This is a genomic window from Helicobacter pylori (assembly GCF_030323545.1).
In the GTDB taxonomy this organism is placed as follows: Bacteria; Campylobacterota; Campylobacteria; order Campylobacterales; family Helicobacteraceae; genus Helicobacter; species Helicobacter pylori_CO.
Genome location: NZ_CP122954.1, coordinates 412,380 through 434,720, shown reverse-complemented (window position 1 = coordinate 434,720; position 22,341 = coordinate 412,380). Strand labels below are relative to the sequence as shown.

Here is a 22,341-nt window from a genome sequence, read left to right as displayed (position 1 = left end):
CTCACATCCTGTCATAAATCTTACCTTTAATGCAAATGCGGCCGTCTTCTAACAATTCCGCATCTTTCAAACTCATCGCTTCGCCCCAATCATTATGGAAGCTAAAAGAGTTGCTTCTATGAAATTCTAACGCATACTTACTTAAAACTTCCCCCCAAAAAAGATTTTCTTCTATTTTTTTTAAAAAGCCCTCTATAATCAAATCATCGCTTACGCCAATATCTAAACATGCCCACTTCTTTGAAACCCTATTCACGCCAATGCCGCACACCCGCATGTCTTTATAAACATTAACCAGCACGCCCCCTATTTTTTGATCCCCTAAATACAAGTCGTTAGGCCATTTCAGCCAGGTTTGAGAGCCTAGCTCTTTTAAAACTTCTTTGAATAAAAACCCTAAATACAAAGCGTTCGCTTGCATGGGCAAATCGTTAGGCAAATCGCTTGCGTTTAAAGCGAGCGAAAAAGTCAAAGCACTTTTCACACCCTCCCAAATATTCCCCCTACTGCCTATCCCGGCGCTTTGGTTTTTAGCCAAGATCAAAATGGGGGCTTTGAGTCCATCGTTTTTAAGCTTTTCTAAAAGATAGGTTTGCGTGGAAGGCAGGCTATCAAAAACTCTTTTTTCACATTTGTTCATGTTAGAATACCGCCCACTTTTAAACGCTTGCCGTTCAAATAATCCTTCGCTTTCAAAGGCTTTTTACCCACCGCTTGCAACCTTGCTATACGCACACTCCCTTTCAAACAGCCCACAAGAACGCCTTTTTCATCAATTTCTAAAATCTCGCCTTCCTTGTGGCTCTTTTCATTCTCCACTAACTCCACTTCTAAAAGTTTAAGGCTGTTTTCTAAAAAGATTTCTGGCCAACTCTTAAACGCAAGCGATTTTAAAAACAAGCTTTTAGCGTCTTTAAAACCCACTAAACCATCGGCTTTGGTGATTTTTTTACAAAAAGTAGCCTGTGCGTGATCTTGAGGCTTTCTTGTGATGGAAGAGAAATTTTTGAGCGTTGAAAAAAGTAGAGTCGCCCCCATATGCGCTAATTTTAAACTTAAAGCGTCTAAATCCAAGTATTCCTCCCTCAAAAAAGAAGCGCTCTCTAAAATATCCCCGCTATCCAACTCCACATCCATAAGCATGGTGCTTATGCCATAAATCCTATCGTCATTGAGTATCATCTCATGAATGGGCGAAGCCCCCCTGTATTTAGGCAATAACGACGCATGCAAATTGATGCAAGGAGCGATGGTTAAAACCTCTTTAGGCAAAATCTTACCATAAGCCACCACCACGATAAAATCAGGCTTTAGATCTTTTAAAATTTGGACTTCAGGCTCTTTCAAACTTTGTGGCTGGAAAATGGGGATATTTAAATGATTTTCTAGAATGTATGTTTTAGTCTCTGGGACTTTCAATTCCTTTTTACGCCCAAAAGGTTTATCCATCTGCGTGAATAGCCCCACCACTTCTATATTATTGTTATCCTTATCTCCAACCAACGCCCTTAAGATCACTTCAGCAAACCCCGGCGTTCCCATAAATACGATGCGCATGTTATTCCTTGTTTTTAGTTTTATCTTTTGTAATGCCATACTTTCTTTCACGATCCTTAAAAGCTTTTTCGCCTCCCTCTAATTTTAATAAATCCTCTTTATATGCATCGCTCTCAATCATAAAAGACTGTGCAACTATCTTATTATTCTCATTTTTTAACTGAATAATTAGCTCTGCATCAGCGTTCAAAACAAAATTAGCGTTATGGGTGGCAAAAATAATTTGTCTTTTTTGTTTCTGCTTTTTAATTAAAGCGACTAAATAATTAGCGATTAAAGCGCTATCCAAGTGTGCTTCTGGCTCATCAATGATGATGGGGTTATTCCCTAAAAATAAAAGGACAACCAATACAGCCGTGCATTTTTGCCCAAAGGAAGTTTCGTTTAAAGCTCTTTTGTCATAACGGACTTTAAAAATTTTATATTTTTTAACATTCCTTAAATGTTTGAGAATGAGAATCCGATAGATTTGAAAATGAATTTCTCTATCAAATATATCCTTCATGGTTTCATAAAATGCCGCTTTTTTATTTTCAATTCGGCTATCAAGCTTTTCTATAAATTCTGCGTGTTGCATACCTGTAACATTTTTTAATTCAATTTCTTTTAAATATTCCTTGATTTTTGATTGGTGTCTTTGGGTATTAAAACCCTTATCCACCAACTTATCAAAATCCTCAAAAACCTCTTCAAAAATATATTCATTCAAACGATATTCTATGGTAATTGGTCTCACTTCTTTGTGATTTTTTGAAATTTCTTCAAGAGCCGAATTGATTTTACTTAATTCCTCATTGATTTGATCTTTAAATTCTTCAATATTTCTATCAATGTCTTCATAAGAAAAACCCTCTATTTTGTTAGCAGTCTCTTCTATTTTATGCTTTAAATCATTAATATTCATTTTTATGTTTGCCAAATGGTAATTAGCGTTTCTAACATCTCCTATACTTTCATCGCTCACGCCTTTTTCTTTAAGAAATTCCCCAATCTCTTGGAGTAATATCTGGTGTTCTGATTCTAGCTTTTCTATATTCTCTTCATCGCTTTTGAAATGCCCGTTTTCTATATCTGCATCTATCTCTTCAAGTTTCTTGCAAATATCTTGTTTGAGCTGGTTATAGACCTTATCATAGCTATTCTTTTCTTCCATGTTTTCTTTTGATTCAAAATTCACAACCCGTTTTAATTCTTTAATAAAAGTCAAAAACCCCTCTTTGGATTGTTTTAAGTCAATTAGCGTTTTGTGTTTTGCTTGCAAGTCGTTTTTTTTGTCCAAATAGTCTTCGTCTGTAAAGGTGTCAATAATATTTTGGTATTTCTTTCTTTCTTTTTCCCTATTTTTTAGTTGCTCTTCCAGTTTGCTCTTTTCTTGCCAATATGCGATTTGATCATCAAATTTTTTAATGTTTTCTGTAATTTGCTTTTCTAACTCCTTAAGGTTTCCACTTGATTTGCTATCTATTCTGTTAAAAATAGCCTCTGTGAATTTTGAAACATTAGTTGCAAATTCTTCTACCTCATTTTGAGCTAAATACTCTACGCTATCCACTAGGTCTATGTCTGGCTGTATCTCTATACATTTTTGAATAGTTTCATGGTTTAAGCCTTTCACAAAACTTTTATTTTTAATTGCTGAGGCTATCAATTGCAACAAAGTGCTTTTACCGCTCCCTCTACCCCCTATCACACAAGTAAAGTTCGGACTAAAAGATAGTGTTTCATTAAATCCTGCATAACAAAAAGGAATATCGCCTTTTTCATTGGTGATTTTTTCCTCTCCATCAAAGTGCAACCTCACACAATCTATCTTACACAAAGGATCTCGAGGCTTCTCTTCACCAATGCTCACTCTTGTTTCTGGCTCATAAATAATTTGTTTTAACCCCTCAAAGGTTTTTTCCGCCTTTATCCAAGTGTATTTTTCCCCTATTGAACCCTCTTTGTGGGCATCGCTACTCTGTAAAAGAGGTTTGTTATATTCAAGCCAAAATTCTCTATCCTTTTTAAGATTTTCTTGGTTATTTGATGAGTGGATTAAAAAATGTGCTTTCTTAACTATTTTTTCATAATTACTGCTGCTGCAAGAATTACCATGCCCCCTTGATAAAAACCCTAGTAAATACTTGCCTCTCAAGTTTAAAGCTTCTTCCTCTAAACACTCCAACAATCGATCAAAATTAACTACCGCTTTATCAAAATCATCTTTTTCTAAATCGTCAAACGTTTTATCAGTCCCATAAGCATTGGCTTTCATATTTGATAAAAACTTTTTGATGCCATCACTTGAAACCCTATCTGAAAAAATAATGTGGAAATCCAAACACTGATCTTTATTATTTTGATAATCCAACCTGACTTCTAAATTATAAAAACCTTAATGCCCCTCTTTTCTATTTTCTCTTTTAAATCAAATTCTTTCTCATTAAACTTAAAATAGTTCGTTAATCCAATGCAATCAATTTGACTATCGCATAGTTTTTGTATAAACTCCTCTTCAGAACATCTATATGCTTTATTTAAATTTGTGTATGGCGTATGCGCATGCAAATCCCATTTATACCAACTTGAACCGTTACTACAAACCTATAAAATCCTATAAAGAGCTATAAAATTCTCTCAATTTGGGATTTTTGTTGTATTCCTAGTTCAACCTTGCTAGTTGCTAAACGATTATTGGACAAATCATTCAACAGAGCCGTCAAGTCCATAGGCGTAAATTCGGCAGTAACTCTACCTACTAAATGCTTTAAAAGATTGATAGCAGCGTTTATATCTCTATCTAATTCAAAGCCACACTCTAGGCATTGATAAATCCTATCGTTAAGCTTTAAATCTTGTTTAACTTTTTGACAATTAGAACAAGTCTTAGAGCTTGGATAGTAAGTGTCAGCTATTAAAATTTCTTTATTAGAGTATTTAGCTTTATATTTTAATAGCGTGTTAAACATGGACATAGAAACATCGCTTAAAGATTTAGCTAACCTGTGATTTTTAAACATGTTTTTGACTTTCAAACTCTCTAAACAAAACGACTTTGAGTGTCTTATAAGAGAGCTTGTGAGCTTGTGTAAAAAATCAAGTCTGATGTTAGCTATTTTTTCATGCAAGTGGGTAAGCTTTTTAGAATGCTTTAAGTAATTATTAGATTTCTTGGTTTTATCCCCTTTGGTTTTTGGGTGGATTTTTTTACTCAGTTGTCTGCTAATTCTTACAAGCTTTCTAGTAAGCTTATCTAAGGGCTTAGGGCATAGATATTTAAGCCATTAGACAAACTCACAAAGGATTTAATCCCTATATCAATCCCTAGCTCATTATGACTTTCTTGGAGTTTATGGGTTCGCTTGTATTCACTCTCATCAATATCACAAGAGATTGAAACATAGAAATGATCGCCCTTTTGAGTGATGGTAGCGTTATTGATTTTGCCTTGAAATCTTAGTTTTTCAGTGAGTTTGATTGGGGGTAAGTTAGGTATTTTTAAATAATCAGTATTAGCTGTTTGAATGATTTTAATTTGGTCGCCCCCTATATAAAAAGAACCTTGAAACTCTCTTTTCTTTTTAAATTTAGGGTAACTCACTAAACCTTTTTTTAAATCCTTAAAAAACTTATTAAAGGCTAGATTTAAGTGGATAAAAGGCTGTTGGGTGGCGTATTTAGTTACTTCATAAACGAAATTAAATTGCGATTTTTTAAGAGCGTTAAATTCTTTTTTAAGCTGTAGATGGTTAGTTTTAATGCCTAGTTGATAGTTTTCTTTCCACTTAGCTAATCCCCAATTATAAGCTAACCTAGCGCACCCAAAAGCTTTTTTAAAATAAGTAATATGCTTGTTGTTAGGCTTTAAAGCTATTTTATGCGTGATTGAGATAGCTGACATTGTTAGTGATTACTTCTTGCATTTCATTTAAGAGCTTCTTGTTTTTTTTTAGACCTAGAGCCATACAATCTAGCGCTAAAGACGGTTATAATTTCTAAAACATCTTTGGCTAATTCTTCTTCAAACCTCACATTCTCATCGCCCTTATTGATGATAATCACTTCTACTTCTTTAGCTTCACAAATACTGAATACCAATTCGGCTCCAAAGCGTAATAATCTGTCTTTATGCGTTAATACAAGGCGTTTGACTTGATTGTCTAAGATTAAATTTAAAAGCTTGGTTAAGCCTTTTTTATAGTAGTTCATGCCACTCCCTAAATCTTGTATCACTTCATAGTTAAAGCCGCATTTAGCGCAATAAAGCTCTAAGACTTGAACTTGTCTGATTAAATCATCTTGTTGGTCATGCGAGCTTACTCTAGCATAAGCTATTGTTTTTAATTCATCTTGATTAAAGACTACGCTTCTATTGATACGCCTTAAACTTTCTAACTTATAACGCCTTTCACCGCCTTTAGTGAGTTCATCAGGTTTTAACAAATCTTTTTTATCCCAATTGCGTAAGGTTTGGATAGTTACACTAAAAGCTTACTCGCTTGACCGATGGATAGCATTCTTTTATTCATGCGAGCAGTATAACACAAAACTTAATAACCTATACAAAAATTATAGTGTTTTATGGATTATTATAGTATTTTAGTTGCTGTTTGTAGCCTTTATTCTGATCTTTATTGCCCACATTTTCTCCTAATATAATATTATCTCAAGGTGCACCATAAAAACTAATCTTCTAAATCTTCCCCATCATACCCAAGCTCCAACGCTTTCACTTGCCCTATCGCATTACCCGCAATACCCTTGATAGAGCCATACATGTTAATCGTGCCCTCAAACACTTTGTCAATTTGTTTTTCCCTGCTTTTCCAGATCCTAGCCATCGCGCGTTTTTCGCTTTCTAAATCCGCTCTCAATTGCTCAAACCCCTCTATAATCGCATTCACTTGCATAGAAAATTCAGAGCTTGTCAAATAATGATAGAGCAGATTCACTTTATCGCCCTTATTTTCCTGACTTTTTTTAGCCAAACCCACTTGAATAACCCCCTCTCTTAACACCGCGCTCAACCCCTTAAACTCTTCAAACGAACACACCCACACCCCTTCAAATAACCCCATCCTCTCCATCTCTTTAGGCAGCGCTTCACTCACAATGACCCCCACATCAGCCCCAATCTCTCGCATGTCGCTTTTAAGCTTTTCCACCCAAGCCTTTTGGAATTCTTTGGTGCGTTTGCTCTCATAATAAATTTTCCCGCAATTTTGAAATTCCCTAGTATGCACCACTTGAATGCAATCGCCCCCTCTTTGCCCTTTTTTGATTTCTTCAATGCTATCTAGGGGGAATTTTTGCCTCAAAAACTCTTCAATCGCTAATTCTTGCACCTCGCCTTGGAATTGCTGCGAGCTTAATTCAGCCTTTCTTTGAGCGTTTTTCAACTCGTTTCTTAACATTTCTAATTGCTCTTCTTGCTGCTTGAATTTCAATTCGTTTTTTTCATGCAAAGCTTTTTCTATTTTTTCCCTCTCCAAATCCAATTTTTCATTCAATTTTTTTTCATTTTCAGCTTTTAATCGGCTCTCTGCTTCGTTATTTTCTCTTTTTAGCCTTTCAATTTCCGCTTCTTTCTGGTGCAATTCCTGAACTTGTTTGGACTTCTCCTCTAATTCTTTTTGCAATAATTCCAAGCCTTTTTGCTGCTCTAAAAAAGCGTTTTTTCTGGCTTCTTCAATGATCTTAGCCTTTTCATCTTGCAAAGCTAAAGCGCTCGCTTGTTTGACCGCCTCATCAAATTTGGCCTTTTGCTCTTTCTCTCGCTCTTTTAGGACCTCTTCTTTTTGCTCTAACATTTTGAAATGGCTCTGATACTGCGCTCTTTTTTCATTCACTTCTTTTTCAAACTCTTTCTGTTGGGCTAAAAACTTATTTTGATTTTCTAGCTCAATCTGTTTGTATAGCGCTTCATTCACATTAATTGGCTCTTGACACTTGGGGCATATAAAAGGACGGGTTTGATTTTCTTGCATGATTTTCCTTTAAGATTTAATTTTTTATATTTTATAATAGAATGAGATCAATTTAACTTAAGCAGGTTTTATCCAATAAGTTCAGTAAAATAGGGATTTAATATGAAAACAAGGACTTTTTCTTAGCATTCCCACAAACAACAAAAAATAAAAAAGGCAAAAAATACCCTTCGCATAAAAACCACATTATAAATGAAGCAATTGAGATAATGATTGATCAGTTGCAAGTTGTCCCAAAGGTGCAAGTTTTAGAGAACAATACAATGGGAAGAAGTCTTGCATCAGCATTACAAAAGGCGTCTATCCCTAGACCCGCATCAGCGCATAGAGCACCGCTCATCAATCATTTTTTAGAATAAGTTATTTTGCAAAACCCATCTGATGAAAACAAAAATATAAAACCAATTGCTTTTGGAGGTGTTATCAAACTCAATCCACACAATAGAAATCCCTTATTAAAACCCTACAGCGCCTTTATTGCGCTTTCTTGCGCTCAATTCCATTATTATGAGCATGCACCTAGTTGCCCCCTATGAAAACGATTCTATTATTTTTGAGTTATTGCATTGATTTTCAGGCACGCAATTTTGAACGCCAACAACTGGTTCAATTAGATCCGAAAGAAATGAAAACCCAAATCCTTGAGCGTTTAAAACTCTAAAACCAAAACTTAAAACAAAAGAAAAAACAAGGAATAAGAAGCAAAACAAGCAAGGAATACAAGTATAAGATAAAAATAAGATTTAAGAAAAATAAAACAAACAAAAACACAAGAATCAAGAAAGCCCAACGCTAAAGCTAACACAACTAGTAAAAAATTTAAAACAAGCAATAAGAAACATTAAACATTAACAAACAATAAGCAATCAAAACACAAGAATGAAAAAACAAGATTTAAAAAACCAAAATCAAGCGGTTAAAATCAATCAAGCCAAAATCAACCAAAAAGAAAGAACTAAATAAAAATCAAGAATTAAATAAAATAAAGAATGAAAAAAGAAAGAATAGGTCCAATCCTTCAAAACTAAGCAACAAGAAGTTCTTTTGTCAGGTAATACTCTTGGCTTTTAATAAGCGAATATTAAAAGCTTTTCTCTAGAAAGGAGGTGATCCAACCGCAGGTTCACCTACGGTTACCTTGTTACGACTTCACCCCAGTCGCTGTGTGTGCCGTGGGCAGTAGCCAATTTAGCATCCTGACTTAAGGCAAACACAACTCCCATGGTGTGACGGGCGGTGAGTACAAGACCCGGGAACGTATTCACCGCAACATGGCTGATTTGCGATTACTAGCGATTCCAGCTTCATGCAGGCGAGTTGCAGCCTACAATCCGAACTGAGAGGTGTTTTGAAGATTGGCTCCACTTCGCAGTATTGCTTCTCTTTGTGCACCCCATTGTAGCACGTGTGTAGCCCTAGGCGTAAGGGCCATGATGACTTGACGTCGTCCCCACCTTCCTCCTCCTTACGGAGGCAGTATCCTTAGAGTTCTCAGCATAACCTGTTAGCAACTAAGAAAGGGGGTTGCGCTCGTTGCGGGACTTAACCCAACATCTCACGACACGAGCTGACGACAGCCGTGCAGCACCTGTTTTCAAGGTCTAGCAAGCTAGACACTCCACTATTTCTAGTGGATTCTCTCAATGTCAAGCCTAGGTAAGGTTCTTCGTGTATCTTCGAATTAAACCACATGCTCCACCGCTTGTGCGGGTCCCCGTCTATTCCTTTGAGTTTTAATCTTGCGACCGTACTCCCCAGGCGGGATGCTTAATGCGTTAGCTGCATTACTGGAAAGACTAAGCCCTCCAACAACTAGCATCCATCGTTTAGGGCGTGGACTACCAGGGTATCTAATCCTGTTTGCTCCCCACGCTTTCGCGCAATCAGCGTCAGTAATGTTCCAGCAGGTCGCCTTCGCAATGAGTATTCCTCTTGATCTCTACGGATTTTACCCCTACACCAAGAATTCCACCTACCTCTCCCACACTCTAGAATAGTAGTTTCAAATGCAGTTCTATGGTTAAGCCATAGGATTTCACACCTGACTGACTATCCCGCCTATGCGCTCTTTACGCCCAGTGATTCCGAGTAACGCTTGCACCCTCCGTATTACCGCGGCTGCTGGCACGGAGTTAGCCGGTGCTTATTCGTTAGATACCGTCATTATCTTCTCTAACAAAAGGAGTTTACAATCCTAAAACCTTCATCCTCCACGCGGCGTTGCTGCTTCAGGGTTTCCCCCATTGAGCAATATTCCCTACTGCTGCCTCCCGTAGGAGTCTGGACCGTGTCTCAGTTCCAGTGTGTCCGTTCACCCTCTCAGGCCGGATACCCGTCATAGCCTTGGTAAGCCATTACCTTACCAACAAGCTGATAGGACATAGGCTGATCTCTTAGCGATAAATCTTTCCCCCGTAGGGAGTATCTGGTATTAATCATCGTTTCCAATGGCTATCCCAAACTAAGAGGCACATAACCTATGCGTTACTCACCCGTGCGCCACTAATCAGCACTCTAGCAAGCTAGAAGCTTCATCGTTCGACTTGCATGTATTAGGCACGCCGCCAGCGTTCACTCTGAGCCAGGATCAAACTCTCCATAAAAGTGTTTGTCCTAAAGCTCTTTTGTTTTTTGATAAGCTGTTGTTATTTCTAACAACAGCTTTAGCGTATCACAAGAACTCGTTTTATACTTTATTGAATAAAACGGGTTGTGTTCTTAAGTATTACAACAACAAAACAGAAAGAAACTTTTTAAAAGGTTTAGCCAAACGCTAACCTAGTAAATACTCTCATGCCAATTAACCATCAATCATCATCATACAATCAATGATTATTGAATAGCACTCGTTGGATAAGAATTTCTCATAAAAGAATGAAAGCGATTGAAACCCTCACTCTTTATAATAAAGTCATCCTTAAACCATTTAGAATATCCCTTTAAAAAGAACTTCTATCAATTTGCTTAGTTTTCAAAGATCGTTTGCTTTAATCAGCTATCCTTGCAAGTTATCAAGCGGCTTTTTAAAAGCCCTTGCTGAAACAAGGAAATGAAAGTATAGTCATAGAAAGCTTAAGGTTTGCTTAAATTATAAAAATTTTTGACAAAGTAAGTTAAAATTTTAAAACGATCGGGTTTTGAGAAATATAAATGCCGCCAAAAACACGCGCACATTCCCCATAAAACCACTATTATAAGCGCTAATTTATCTCTGTTTTCAAAAATCACTCCATAATAGAGAGCAAAAAATGAAATCATGGATTAGAAAAATCCGCTTAAGCTAACCCTTTTAAATTGGGTGCTTTTTGTCCCCTTAGTGGGGGAAATGCGTTAGTTCTTCTTAAAGAGTTGGTCTTTAAATGGGTTGTTAAAAGGCTCGTTGGGGGAAAAGTTCTTTTTCTTGGGGGTGTACTGATTTTTTGGCAAGTTATCTACAATTTCAGCGACACTGCGTTCTCTCACATTGCAAGACTTCTTCAAGTCTGAAGGGACAGAATTGGGGCTTTCTTGAATGTTGGCGATGAAAACTTCAAAGCCTTTCTCCCAAGCGGCTTCTAACACAGGCACAAAATCGGTATCCCTGCTGAACAGCAAAATACACCCTCCTTGTTTGGTGCAATACAGCTTGGTAATATCGTGCGCCAACAGCGCATCAACTTGTTTTTGACGCAACTTTAAGTAAGGTATGAAAATCTTGGCTTCTAGACCATTATAGACTTCTTTGTCTTCGAACTTATATACGAATTTGAACTTTACCCGCCCGACTCGTAATTTCACTTGATTTTGTTGGGCGATCGCATGGTTGAAAGATTGGATAATCCCTGATTTATTCACTCTTTCCTCATAATCTTTAGGATTCTTCTCTTTATACTCCTCAAGTTCTTCGTTTTTATTGCCCTTGATTCTAGGTTCAACTTCTGTGAAAGGCTCAGATACATAAAAATAGATCCGCTTCAATTTCTCTTCAGGATCCAAAAACGAACGGATTAACGCTAAGAGTTGATCGGGATTGTTGAAATTAAAATTAGGCTCTTTTAAACGCTCATCCGTTTCTTGGATTGCTTTCAAATCGGCGAGAAGATTTTCCCAATCCACAAAAATCGTGGTTTCAGTTTTTTCCATGCTTTCTCCCAAAATATGAATTTTGCCATAAGGGTTGAGTATAGCATGGGGATTTAAACATGCCTTGTTTTTTAAAATAAAATAAAGGTTCTGTTCTCATCAAACAGACACTCAAAGCCTTAATTAATTTCTTTCATTTTTTAAAAACTTTATAGTAAAACTTTCTTGAGAATATGAGGGGATATTTCGCGCTTTAATGTTCTTTCAAACCCTTTAAATCCCCCTTAACCTGATCGCTTTTTCAAGGAGTTATCGTTTAACTTGCGTCAAGCTTTTTGTATTTTGATGGTAAAAAACGCTTTTTAACCTTTTTTAAAATTTGACAACCAACGCCCCATTAAAAAACAGAGCCAAAAATTCAGTTTAACAAACAGCAAGCTAGAAAAGAAGCGATTAAAGCTTTGCCTTGAAAAAAGACGAACGCCAACGCTAAAAAGAGTTTAGAGTTTTAAAAAAGTTGGTGGTAAAACTAAAAAGGGATTAAAAAACTCTTTTTCAAGCCAATCCAATCCATTGAAAAAGTCTTACCCTATTTTTAAAAAGCGTTAAAAAACGGATTTCAACCCCTAAAGAGCGTTCTACCAATCAGCATTGATTGAAGCATGACTGATAAAAAGCCTTGAAGTTAATGGCGGACTTCTTTAATCCTTGCTGCCTTACCTCTCCTATCGCGCAAGTAGTAGAGCTTCGCGCGGCGCACCCTACCCACACGCAACACCTCAACGCTCGCCAAACTTTCGCTATAAAAAGGGAAAATTTTCTCCACGCCGATATTGTTAGCCCCTATTTTACGCACGCAAAAAGTCTTATCCACGCCATTGCCTCTAATCGCAATGCACACGCCTTCAAAATACTGAGTTCGTGTTTTTTCGCCTTCTTTAATGGTAATACCCAATCTCAAAGTATCGCCGGCCTTAAATGTTGGCATGGTCTTGTCTTTTAATTGAGCGTCTTCAAACTGCTGAATGTAGCGGTTTTTCATGTGTTTTCCTTAATGTCAATTTCATGATTTGTGCTGTTTGAATAAATCAAGGCGGTAAAATTTTGTCCTTAATTTTGACAAATCAAGTTCTAGTTGCTTGATTTTAGCATGATTTCCTTTAGAATATTCTAAAGGGGCAGGGATTTTATTGATTTCTTTGGATTTAAAAACAGCGTTAGCGAAATTAGGGGCTTCCAAATAGTGGTTTTCAAAGCTCTCGTTTTCTAAAGATTGAGCGTTACCCAAAACCCCTTGAATGTGGCGAGCGATACTATCTATCAAGCACAACGCCCCAAGCTCGCCCCCCGTTAAAATAAAATCGCCTATACAAAAAACCTCATCAGCGTCAAGTTCAATAGAGCGTTCATCAAAGCCCTCATAACGCCCGCACACCAAAACGACATGCTTTTTTTGAGCCAAACGCATCGCGTCTGTTTGCTTGAAAGGCTTGCCCACCGCGCTTAAAAAAATCGTGTGTTTAGGGTTTTTAACAGAATGGAGCGCGTTTTCTATCATCTCAGGGTCTAAAATTTGCCCTGCACCCCCACCAATGAGCGTGTGATCCGCTTTTTGATATTTATTGGTGCTAAAACCTCTAAGATTTAACACTTCCAATTCAAAAAGATTTTTTTCTAACGCTCTTTTTAAAATAGAATCTTCAAAATAAGGCCATACAAGTTGTGGGAAAAGGGTTAAAACGCTGAATTTCACTCAACTATTCTCTAAAAGCGTTTTAGCGTTATGGGTGGTTATTTTTTTGTCTTGCAAAAGGATTTCTTTGATATAAAAATCCCTATAAGGGATTAAAAAAATCTTAGCCAAACCTTTTTCAACCAAACTTCTCGTGGTTTCAACTAGAAAATAATCTATTTGAGAAATCCTTTGGATTTCTATGACTTTTCCTAAAATCTCGTTTTCTTCCACCACGCTAAGCCCTACTAAATCGCAATAAAAAAACTCGCCCTCTTTTAAAACACAGAGTTTTTTACTCTCTACTTCGCTCATAAAAAGCCCTAAATTAGTCAGCTCTTTAGCCTTTTCGGGCGTGTGGATAGTTTCTAAAAACAACAGGTTTTTGGCATGTTCATAAGAATGGATGATATATTCTTTAAAAGAAGAAGCGCGAGAGAAAGCGTTCAAGGGAGCAACGCTCACCTTAACGCCTTTTTTTAAGCACTCCGGAAAATCGCTCTCTAAATGAAGCTTTAACCCCCCATTAAGCCCCACGCTTTTACCAATTCTGCCCACTAAAAGCATAGAAACCATTCAAGGCGTTTGATCGCTATTTTTACTGGCAAAAACAACAATCTTATAAGAAAACCCGTCTTTGGCTTTCACACCAGAAACAAACGCCTTAATCGCACTCACCATTTTGCCCTCTTTACCAATCACATGCCCCATGTCTGATGAGTGGGTATAAATAGTGATTTGTTTGACTTTATCTTCTAAAAGCGTGTACTCTACGCTCAAAGCTTGAGGAAAAGAAACAACCTTTTTTAAATATTTTTCTAAAAAAGTTGCCACGCAATACGAATAGTCCTTACACTCAGCTTGAGAAAAAGGCGTGTTCAAAGGATCTAATTCGTGCATTTAGCCTCACAAAACCTTAGATTTTTTGAAAAAGTTTTTCCACCCTCTCGCTCATTTTAGCCCCCACGCCTTTCCAGTAATTCAAGCGCTCCTTATCAATCTTAATATCTTTAGGCTCGCTTAAAGGGTTGTAATACCCAATGGATTCAATCCAACCTCCATCCCTTCTTTTCCTAGAATCGGTTACCACCACTCTGTAAAAAGGCTTTTTCTTTCTCCCAATGCGCGTGAGTCTAATGACTGTCATTACAAAAATCTCCTAAAATATTCATATTAAATTTGGGATTATACAACAAAAGCACCTAAAACATGCTTAAAAATCAGTGCATTTTAGGGGGTGTTTGATTTTTAGCCTGACTCATTAGATTCATCAAATCGCTAATGCCCTTTTTATTTGTTAAGCGTTTCGCCATTTTGCTCGCTTGATCAAAGCGTTTGATGATGCGGTTGATTTCAGACACTTCTAAGCCGCTCCCTAAAGCGATCCTTTTTCTTCGGCTGCCGTTTAAAATCTCGGGGTTTTCTTGCTCTTTTTTGGTCATGGAATTGACCATAGCCTTGATTTTTTTCACTTCTAAAGAGCTTTCTAAATCCGTGTCTTTTAGCGCGTTTGCCATATTCCCTAAACCTGGAATCATAGAGATTAGAGAACTCATAGAGCCTAATTTTTTCACCTTTTCAATCTGGTTTAAAAAATCGTTGAAAGTGAATTGCCCTTTTTTGAGTTTTTTGCTCAAATCTTTGGCCTCATTAGGGTTTAAAACGCTAGCGGTTTTTTCAGCGAGCGAGACAATATCTCCAGCCCCCATCAAACGCCCCACAATCCTTTCAGGCACAAACACATCTAAATCAGGGATTTTTTCCCCGCTCCCAATAAAACGCAAGGGTAAGCCTAATTGGTAAGTGATGCCTAAGGCGATACCCCCTTTAGAATCGCTGTCAAATTTGCTTAACACCACCCCACTCACGCCTATTTCTTCATTGAATGTGTTCGCGCTTTTGACCCCATCTTGCCCGCTCAAGGCGTCTGCGACATACAGCACTTCATGGGGGTTTAAGACTTCTTTAACTTCCTTTAATTCTTGCATAAGCTCTTTATCAATGGCTAAACGCCCTGCGCTATCCACGAGCAAAACATCAAATTGCGCTTCTTTAGCCCTTTTTAAAGCGTTGCTAGCGATTTCTTTCACGCTTTTATTTTCTTCATAAAAAACTTCCACGCCCACCTGTTCGCCCAAAACCTTTAATTGCTCCACTGCCGCTAGGCGTTGCAAATCGCATGCGCATAAAAGCACTTTTTTATTTTTGGTTTTTAAATAATGAGCGAGTTTAGCGGTCGTGGTTGTCTTACCGCTTCCTTGCAAACCTGCCATTAAAACCACGGTGGGGGGCGTTTGAGCGAAAGTAAAACCACTGCTCCCTTTAGCGCTTAAGATTTCTAACAAACTCTTTTCTAAAGCGTCTAAAAATTGCTGCTTACCAATGCCATTAAGTTTCGTTTGACTTTCCACTTTTTTAAGCAATTCTCTAGCGACTTTATGATGCACATCATTTTTCAAAAGCGTTTTTTTCAATTCATCTAACGCTCTGTCTAGCGCCTTTTCATCATCTTGAAAGCGGATTTTATTGAGCGCGTTTTTAAACCCATCGCTTAATGCTTGAAACATTTTCTATCCTTTTATTATGGTTGTTCTAACAAATCCAATTCTTGCTTAATTTTACTTTCTTTTTCTAAAAGCGTTTTTAAACTCTCTTTGGCTTTTTCTAGCACGCTTTTGGGTGCGTTTTTGACAAAATTTTCATTGTGCAAATTGAGTTTTAGTTTTTCTTTTTCCAATTTTTCTAACTGCTTTTTTAAACGAGCAATGAGCGGGCTTAAATCAAGATTTTCTAAATTTGCATAAGTTTGGCAAAATTCCCCCACATCGCTCACGCTTTTTAAAGGCTTATAAGTTATCACGCTGACTTTTTCTAATTTCGCTAATTTTTGGGCGTAAGTTTGCAAACGCTCTGTGTTTTCTATAGTTTCCCTTAATCCCACGCTCGCTTCTTTTAAAACAATCGGTGGGGTTTCTAGCATGATTTTTAAACGCCTTAAAGACACGATGCAATCTTTGATCACTTCAAATTCATGCTCTAATGGTTCATCTTGCGCTAAATCTTTAGGGTAAGGCATGATCATGATAGAATGAGCGTTTTCTAGTTCCGTGTTACTGAGCTTGTGGTATAAAGACTCGCTGATAAAGGGCATGAAAGGGTGCAAGAGTTTTAAAGCCTCTTTTAACACGCTCCCTAATTCGTCTATCGCTTCATTTTCCACTTTAGAAAATTCAATGAACCAATCGCAAAATTCCCCCCACAAAAAGCGGTATAACAAAGTCGTCGCATCATTAAAGCGGTAGTTATCCAAAGCGTTACGCACCTCTTTAGTCACAAGATTTAAGCGCGATTTGGCATAACGCCCTAAAGGCGTTTGGTATTCACTCAAATGCTCCCTGTCTTTGAAAGCTTCTTGTTTGAGTTTCAAATAACTCACCGCATTAAAAATCTTGTTGGCAAAATTCTTGTTATTTTCTAAATGCGCAGTAGAAAGCTTAATGTCCCTGCCCGTAGCGCACAAATTGGCCAAAGTGAAACGCAAGCTATCCGTGCCGTATTTTTCTATCATCTCTAAAGGATCGATTACATTACCCTTAGATTTGCTCATTTTTTCACCTTTTTCATCCCTGACTAGGGCGTGCAAGTAAATATCTTTAAAGGGCAATTCGCCTAAAAGCGATTCGCTGCAAAAAAGCATTCTGGCCACCCAAAAAAAGAGGATGTCAAACCCGGTAATGAGCGTTGTGTTAGGGTAGAAATCTTTCAAATCGTTTTCGTTAAACAAACCGCTTTTTTCTTGCCCCCACCCTAGAGTGGAAAACGCCCATAACCCTGAACTAAACCATGTGTCTAGCACATCTTTATCTTGCTCTAATGTTTCACTCTTGCAAGTAGGGCAGTTTAAAGGGGTATCAAGGCTTACGAACTGGTGGTTATTCTCGCAAGTAAACACCGGTATTTGATGCCCCCAAAACAATTGCCTGCTGATACACCAAGGGCGTAATTCCCTCATCCAAGCGTTATAATTATTGATCCAATTAGAGGGGTAAAATCGCGCCAAACCTTGTTGGATTTTTTCAATAGAACTTTGAGCGATTTCAGGCTTGACAAACCATTGCTTAGACACATAAGGCTCTACCACATTATGACAACGATAGCAATGCCCCACTTGATGCGCATGCTCTTCTATCTTTTCCAATAAGGCGTTTTCTTTTAATTTTTCTACGACCTTATCTCTGGCTTCTAATCGCTCCAGGTTCTCAAATTCCCCGCAATACGCATTTAAAATCCCTTTTTCATCAAAGATTTTAACCGCCTCCAAATGGTGGCGTTTGCCCACTTCATAATCGTTAAAATCATGCCTAGGGGTAACCTTCACACACCCTGTGCCAAACTCCATTTCCACATGCGTATCAGCGATAATAGGGATTGTGCGATTGATTAAAGGCAAGATCACTTTTTGCCCCACTAAATGCTTGTATCTCTCATCGTTAGGATTGACCATGAGCGCGCTATCGCCAAACAAAGTTTCAGGGCGTGTGGTAGCCACCACTAAATAATCTTTTTGATTTTCTAAATAATATCTAATATAATACAACGCCCCCTTACGCTCTTCATACTCCACTTCAATATCGCTCAATGCCCCATCTTTAGTGCACCAATTCACCATGTAGTTATCTTGAACGATGAGACCTTGTTCATACCATTTCAAAAACGCCAATTTAACCGCTCTTTGCAAACCCTTATCCATCGTGAAACGAGTCCTAGAAAAGGCCGCGCTCACGCCTAAACGCTTCATTTGCTCTAAAATCGCTCCCCCGCTCTTTTCTTTCCATTCCCACACTTTTTGAACGAACTCTTCACGCCCTAAATCTTCTTTTTTAATCCCTTGACTTAAAAGCTGCTTTTCTACGACATTTTGTGTTGCAATGCCGGCGTGATCCAACCCTGGCTGATACAAAGTCTTATACCCATCCATGCGTTTGTAGCGCGCTAAAATATCTTGCAAGCTTAAAGTTAGGGCATGCCCTATGTGTAAAATGCCAGTCACATTAGGAGGGGGCATCATCAAACAAAATCGTTTGCCTTTTTCTTGGATTTTTTCATTGCCATCAATTTCAAAATACCCCCTATGAGAGCAAATTTCATAAATCTTTTTTTCTATTTCTTTTGGCTGGTAGGTAGTGGGTTCTTGTTTCATTGTTATTATTATCCTAAAATAGAGCGTTCTTTCAAAAATGGTTGGATTTGGAACGCCTTTTGCTTTTACGCTTTTAATTGTTGCGTATTTTTTTAAAATTATACAACAAAGCATTTAAATTAAAAAGGATAGTCCAGTGAATTACTTTTTAAAAGCCCCTATTTTAGGATTTGAGCATATCAATGAAGTGCGTTTGGAAAAAATTGATTCCTTATTCAGCCGATTGGTTAGTCAAACGAACTCGCCCATGGCGTTGGATATGGTTTTAGTGAATCCTTATTGTTTGAGGGAATACAGCTTTGTGATACCCAAATACATAGAATTACTGCTAGAATTGGATTCTCATTCCAAAGTTGAGGTGTATTGCGTGGTCGTGTTACAAAAAAATTTAGAAGATTCTATGGTTAATTTCTTAGCCCCTTTAGTGTTTAATTCCAAAAATGGCTTTGGCGCTCAAGTGGCGCTTTCTATGATGGATTATCCGGATTTTGGCTTTAGAGATCCTTTAAAAAGCTTTGTGATTCAAGAAAAAGAACGAGCTTAAAGGTTTTTAATCATGAAATTCGCTCTTACAGGGGGAGGCACAGGGGGGCATCTCTCTATCGCTAAAGCCTTAGCCATAGAATTAGAAAAGCAAGGCATAGAGGCTATTTATTTAGGCTCAACTTATGGGCAGGATAAGGAATGGTTTGAAAACAGCCCCCTGTTTAGCGAACGCTATTTTTTCAACACGCAAGGCGTGGTCAATAAAAGCTTTTTTAAAAAAATAGGCTCTTTATTCTTGCAAGCTAAAGCCGCTTTTAAGGCCAAAGAAATCTTAAAAAAACACCAGATCACGCACACCATTAGCGTGGGAGGGTTTAGCGCAGGGCCGGCGAGTTTTGCAAGCTTACTCAATAAAATACCCCTTTATATCCATGAGCAAAATGCGATCAAAGGCTCTCTTAACCGCTACCTTTCCCCTAAAGCTAAAGCGGTGTTTTCAAGCTACGCCTTTAAGGATAAGGGAAATCATGTTTTAACCTCCTATCCCGTGCAAAACGCTTTTTTTGATTTTGCTAGGACTCGCACTGAAATCAAGCATATTTTATTTTTAGGCGGTTCGCAAGGGGCAAAAGCGATCAATGAATTTGCCTTATTAAACGCTCCTAAACTCACCAAACAAGGGATTAAAATCACGCATATTTGCGGCTCGGACGCTCATGAAAGAATACGCTTTTTTTACCAGGAATTAGGGCTGTTGGATAAGATAGATTTGTTCGCTTTCCACAATAACATCATAGAAGTCATGCGCAAGGCGGATTTGTGTGTGAGTAGAGCTGGAGCGAGCAGCGTGTGGGAATTGTGTGCTAATGGCTTACCCACGATTTTTATCCCCTACCCTTTTGCGAGCAATAACCACCAGTATTACAATGTCTTAGAATTTGAAAAAGAAAACTTATGCTATGTCGTGCCTCAAAATGAATTATTGCCTAAAAAACTCTTTGAAGTCATTAGAAAGCTCAACCAAAAAGACGACCAAGGCAATAAAAACCTCACCACTATCAGCAACCAATTGCAGCAAAAAATCGCTAAAGACGGCGCAAAAACCATTATTGAAACGATTTTGAGCACCTAAAATAGCCCATTTTAATCAACAATTAAGCGACTAACCATTAAACTTAAGCGGTAAATAAGATAAAATTTAGGATAGCTCAAATCTTGTAAAAAGAAAAGGATAACCCCTTGCAAAACTTTGTTTTTAATAAAAAATGGCTTGTCTATTCTAGCCTACTCCCCTTATTTTTTCTCAATCCCTTAGCGGCAGAAGATGATGGGTTTTTTATGGGGGTGAGTTATCAAACTTCTTTGGCCATTCAAAGGGTGGATAACTCAGGGCTTAACGCCAGTCAAGACGCATCCACCTACATCCGCCAAAACGCTATCGCTCTAGAATCTGCGGCGGTGCCTTTAGCCTATTATTTAGAAGCGATGGGCCAACAAACTAGAGTTTTAATGCAAATGCTCTGCCCTGATCCTTCTAAAAGATGTTTGCTCTATGCGGGGGGTTATCAACAAAACGCCCAAAATGGCGATACAGGCAACAACCCCCCAAGAGGCAATGTCAATGCCACCTTTGATATGCAATCTCTAGTCAGTAATTTAGACAAGCTCACCCAACTCATCGGCGAGACTTTAATCCGTAACCCTGAAAATCTTTCTAACGCTAAACTTTTTGAAGTCAAATTTGGCAATCAAAGCACTGTTATTGCCTTACCTAGTGGTCTAGCCAATGCCATGAACGCTTTAAACGATGATATTACCAACGCTTTAACCACGCTCTGGTATAACCAAACCTTAACGAATAAATCTTTTAATAGCGGTAATTCCGTGAATTTTAGCCCTGAAGTCTTGCAACACCTTTTACAAGACGGCTTAGCCACAACAAGCAGTAATCAAACCATTTGCAGCACTCAAAACCAATGCACCGCCACTAACGAAGCTAAATCCATAGCCCAAAACGCCCAAAACATCTTCCAGGCTTTAATGCAAGCAGGGATTTTAGGGGGCTTAGCCAATGAAAAGCAATTTGGCTTCACTTACAATAAAGCCCCTAATGGCAGCAATTCCCAACAAGGCTACCAAAGCTTTAGCGGCCCGGGTTATTACACCAAAAACGACAACACCACACAAGCGCCCTTAAAAGCATTACCCGCTGGAGCGACGGTTGGATCAGGCAATGGCCAATACACCTACCACCCTAGCTCGGCAGTCTATTATTTAGCCGATAGCATCATCGCTAATGGCATCACCGCTTCTATGATTTTTTCAGGCATGCAAAATTTCGCCAATAAAGCCGCTAAACTGACAGGCACTTCAAGCTATAGCCAGATACAAGATGCGATCAACTATGGGGAAAGCTTGCTTAATAACACCGTAGCGTATGGGGATTTCATCACCAATTGGGTCGCTCCCTATTTGGATTTAAATAACAAAGGTTTGAATTTCTTGCCTAGCTATGGGGGGCAATTGAATGGCGCTAATAATCAAACCCCACAAAATCATTTAACCCCACAACAAGCCCAACAAGAGCAAAAAGTCATCATAAACCAACTAGAGCAGGCCACAAACGCCCCCACCACCGCGCAAATAGACAAGATCTTATCTAGCCCCTATTCCCCCACAGCAAAAACTTTAATGGCTTATGGGCTTTATCGCTCTAAAGCAGTGATTGGCGGGGTGATTAATGAGATGCAAACTAAAGTGAATCAACTCTATCAAATGGGCTTTGCTAGGAATTTTTTGGAGCATAACTCTAATTCTAATAACATGAACGGCTTTGGCGTGAAAATGGGCTATAAGCAATTTTTCGGTAAAAAGCGCATGTTTGGGCTTAGGTATTATGGTTTTTATGATTTTGGTTACGCTCAATTTGGCTCAAACCCTTCTTTAGTGAAAGCCACGCTCTCTAGCTATGGTGCAGGCACAGATTTTCTTTATAATGTTTTTACCCGAAAAAGGGGGACTGAAGCGATAGATATAGGTTTTTTTGCCGGTATCCAACTTGCAGGGCAAACTTGGAAAACGAATTTTTTAGATCAAGTGGATGGCAACCATCTTAAGCCTAAGGACACTTCTTTCCAATTCCTTTTTGATTTAGGCATAAGGACTAATTTTTCCAAAATCGCTCATCAAAAAAGATCTCGTTTTTCTCAAGGGATAGAATTTGGCCTTAAAATACCGGTGCTTTATCACACCTATTACCAATCAGAAGGCGTTACGGCGAAGTATAGAAGAGCCTTTAGTTTTTATGTGGGCTACAACATAGGCTTTTGATTAAA

At 38.2% G+C, this 22,341-nt stretch carries 14 protein-coding genes, 1 rRNA gene and 3 pseudogenes; 3 read left to right on the top strand and 15 right to left on the bottom strand.

The window, feature by feature from the left end:
* Position 1 precedes the first annotated feature (1 nt).
* The 15 genes and pseudogenes from QAP06_RS02125 to valS form a co-directional block, all read right to left on the bottom strand.
* Positions 2–640, bottom strand: a complete 639-nt coding sequence (locus QAP06_RS02125; protein ID WP_286466177.1) for a biotin--[acetyl-CoA-carboxylase] ligase — start codon at positions 638–640, stop codon at positions 2–4.
* Positions 637–1,557: a methionyl-tRNA formyltransferase gene (gene fmt / locus QAP06_RS02120; protein WP_286466176.1), complete on the bottom strand. Its 921-nt coding sequence runs from the start codon at positions 1,555–1,557 to the stop codon at positions 637–639. Before fmt ends, QAP06_RS02125 begins: the two co-directional genes overlap by 4 nt.
* A gap of 1 nt (position 1,558) precedes the next feature.
* Positions 1,559–4,107 (bottom strand): annotated as a pseudogene (locus tag QAP06_RS02115) (TrlF family AAA-like ATPase).
* A gap of 56 nt (positions 4,108–4,163) precedes the next feature.
* A pseudogene (locus QAP06_RS02110) lies at positions 4,164–5,440 on the bottom strand (RNA-guided endonuclease InsQ/TnpB family protein).
* A pseudogene (locus QAP06_RS02105) lies at positions 5,415–6,068 on the bottom strand (IS607 family transposase). The pseudogenes QAP06_RS02110 and QAP06_RS02105 overlap by 26 nt, the downstream one beginning before the upstream one ends.
* A 156-nt stretch (positions 6,069–6,224) precedes the next feature.
* Positions 6,225–7,526, bottom strand: coding sequence for a DUF2130 domain-containing protein (locus tag QAP06_RS02100; protein ID WP_286466175.1), 1,302 nt, complete (start codon positions 7,524–7,526; stop codon positions 6,225–6,227).
* Between the two features lie 1,099 nt (positions 7,527–8,625).
* A 16S ribosomal RNA gene (locus tag QAP06_RS02095) occupies positions 8,626–10,129 on the bottom strand.
* Between the two features lie 727 nt (positions 10,130–10,856).
* A complete protein-coding gene (locus tag QAP06_RS02090; RefSeq protein WP_286466172.1) occupies positions 10,857–11,648 on the bottom strand; it encodes an NYN domain-containing protein in 792 nt (263 codons plus the stop codon).
* Between the two features lie 625 nt (positions 11,649–12,273).
* The gene (gene rplS / locus QAP06_RS02085) at positions 12,274–12,630 is read right to left on the bottom strand and encodes a 50S ribosomal protein L19 (RefSeq protein ID WP_000797716.1); all 357 of its coding nucleotides are present in this window, start codon (positions 12,628–12,630) and stop codon (positions 12,274–12,276) included.
* Positions 12,631–12,651: 21 nt separating this feature from the next.
* Entirely contained in the window at positions 12,652–13,341 is a 690-nt protein-coding gene (gene trmD, locus QAP06_RS02080; RefSeq protein ID WP_286466168.1) for a tRNA (guanosine(37)-N1)-methyltransferase TrmD, read from the bottom strand.
* Complete coding sequence (gene rimM, locus QAP06_RS02075; protein WP_286466167.1) at positions 13,342–13,896, bottom strand: ribosome maturation factor RimM; 555 nt, start codon at positions 13,894–13,896, stop codon at positions 13,342–13,344.
* Positions 13,897–14,220: a KH domain-containing protein gene (locus tag QAP06_RS02070; RefSeq protein WP_286466165.1), complete on the bottom strand. Its 324-nt coding sequence runs from the start codon at positions 14,218–14,220 to the stop codon at positions 13,897–13,899. It lies immediately after the preceding gene.
* A 16-nt stretch (positions 14,221–14,236) separates the two neighbouring features.
* Positions 14,237–14,467, bottom strand: a complete 231-nt coding sequence (gene rpsP / locus QAP06_RS02065; RefSeq protein ID WP_286466163.1) for a 30S ribosomal protein S16 — start codon at positions 14,465–14,467, stop codon at positions 14,237–14,239.
* A 73-nt stretch (positions 14,468–14,540) separates the two neighbouring features.
* Positions 14,541–15,887, bottom strand: coding sequence for a signal recognition particle protein (ffh, locus tag QAP06_RS02060; protein WP_100957602.1), 1,347 nt, complete (start codon positions 15,885–15,887; stop codon positions 14,541–14,543).
* A gap of 14 nt (positions 15,888–15,901) precedes the next feature.
* The gene (gene valS, locus QAP06_RS02055; RefSeq protein ID WP_286466161.1) at positions 15,902–18,520 is read right to left on the bottom strand and encodes a valine--tRNA ligase; all 2,619 of its coding nucleotides are present in this window, start codon (positions 18,518–18,520) and stop codon (positions 15,902–15,904) included.
* Positions 18,521–18,656: 136 nt separating this feature from the next.
* Here valS and fliW point away from each other — a divergent pair, with 136 nt between their 5' ends.
* The 3 genes from fliW to hopI all read left to right on the top strand — a co-directional run bounded on the left by fliW (position 18,657) and on the right by hopI (position 22,336).
* Positions 18,657–19,064, top strand: coding sequence for a flagellar assembly protein FliW (gene fliW / locus QAP06_RS02050; protein WP_140502024.1), 408 nt, complete (start codon positions 18,657–18,659; stop codon positions 19,062–19,064).
* A 12-nt stretch (positions 19,065–19,076) separates the two neighbouring features.
* Positions 19,077–20,138, top strand: coding sequence for an undecaprenyldiphospho-muramoylpentapeptide beta-N-acetylglucosaminyltransferase (gene murG / locus QAP06_RS02045; protein WP_286466156.1), 1,062 nt, complete (start codon positions 19,077–19,079; stop codon positions 20,136–20,138).
* A gap of 107 nt (positions 20,139–20,245) precedes the next feature.
* Positions 20,246–22,336 (top strand): Hop family outer membrane protein HopI, encoded by a 2,091-nt coding sequence (gene hopI, locus QAP06_RS02040; RefSeq protein WP_286466155.1) that lies wholly within the window; start codon positions 20,246–20,248, stop codon positions 22,334–22,336.
* Positions 22,337–22,341 lie beyond the last annotated feature (5 nt).

Coding starts and splice junctions, on each gene's coding strand:
- ffh (WP_100957602.1), bottom strand. CDS start 15,887: ATGTTTCAAGCATTAAGCGATGGGTTTAAAAACGCGCTCAATAAAATC.
- rimM (WP_286466167.1), bottom strand. CDS start 13,896: ATGGTTTCTATGCTTTTAGTGGGCAGAATTGGTAAAAGCGTGGGGCTT.
- QAP06_RS02090 (WP_286466172.1), bottom strand. CDS start 11,648: ATGGAAAAAACTGAAACCACGATTTTTGTGGATTGGGAAAATCTTCTC.
- QAP06_RS02125 (WP_286466177.1), bottom strand. CDS start 640: ATGAACAAATGTGAAAAAAGAGTTTTTGATAGCCTGCCTTCCACGCAA.
- rplS (WP_000797716.1), bottom strand. CDS start 12,630: ATGAAAAACCGCTACATTCAGCAGTTTGAAGACGCTCAATTAAAAGAC.
- valS (WP_286466161.1), bottom strand. CDS start 18,520: ATGAAACAAGAACCCACTACCTACCAGCCAAAAGAAATAGAAAAAAAG.
- fmt (WP_286466176.1), bottom strand. CDS start 1,557: ATGCGCATCGTATTTATGGGAACGCCGGGGTTTGCTGAAGTGATCTTA.
- QAP06_RS02100 (WP_286466175.1), bottom strand. CDS start 7,526: ATGCAAGAAAATCAAACCCGTCCTTTTATATGCCCCAAGTGTCAAGAG.
- murG (WP_286466156.1), top strand. CDS start 19,077: ATGAAATTCGCTCTTACAGGGGGAGGCACAGGGGGGCATCTCTCTATC.
- rpsP (WP_286466163.1), bottom strand. CDS start 14,467: ATGACAGTCATTAGACTCACGCGCATTGGGAGAAAGAAAAAGCCTTTT.
- QAP06_RS02070 (WP_286466165.1), bottom strand. CDS start 14,220: ATGCACGAATTAGATCCTTTGAACACGCCTTTTTCTCAAGCTGAGTGT.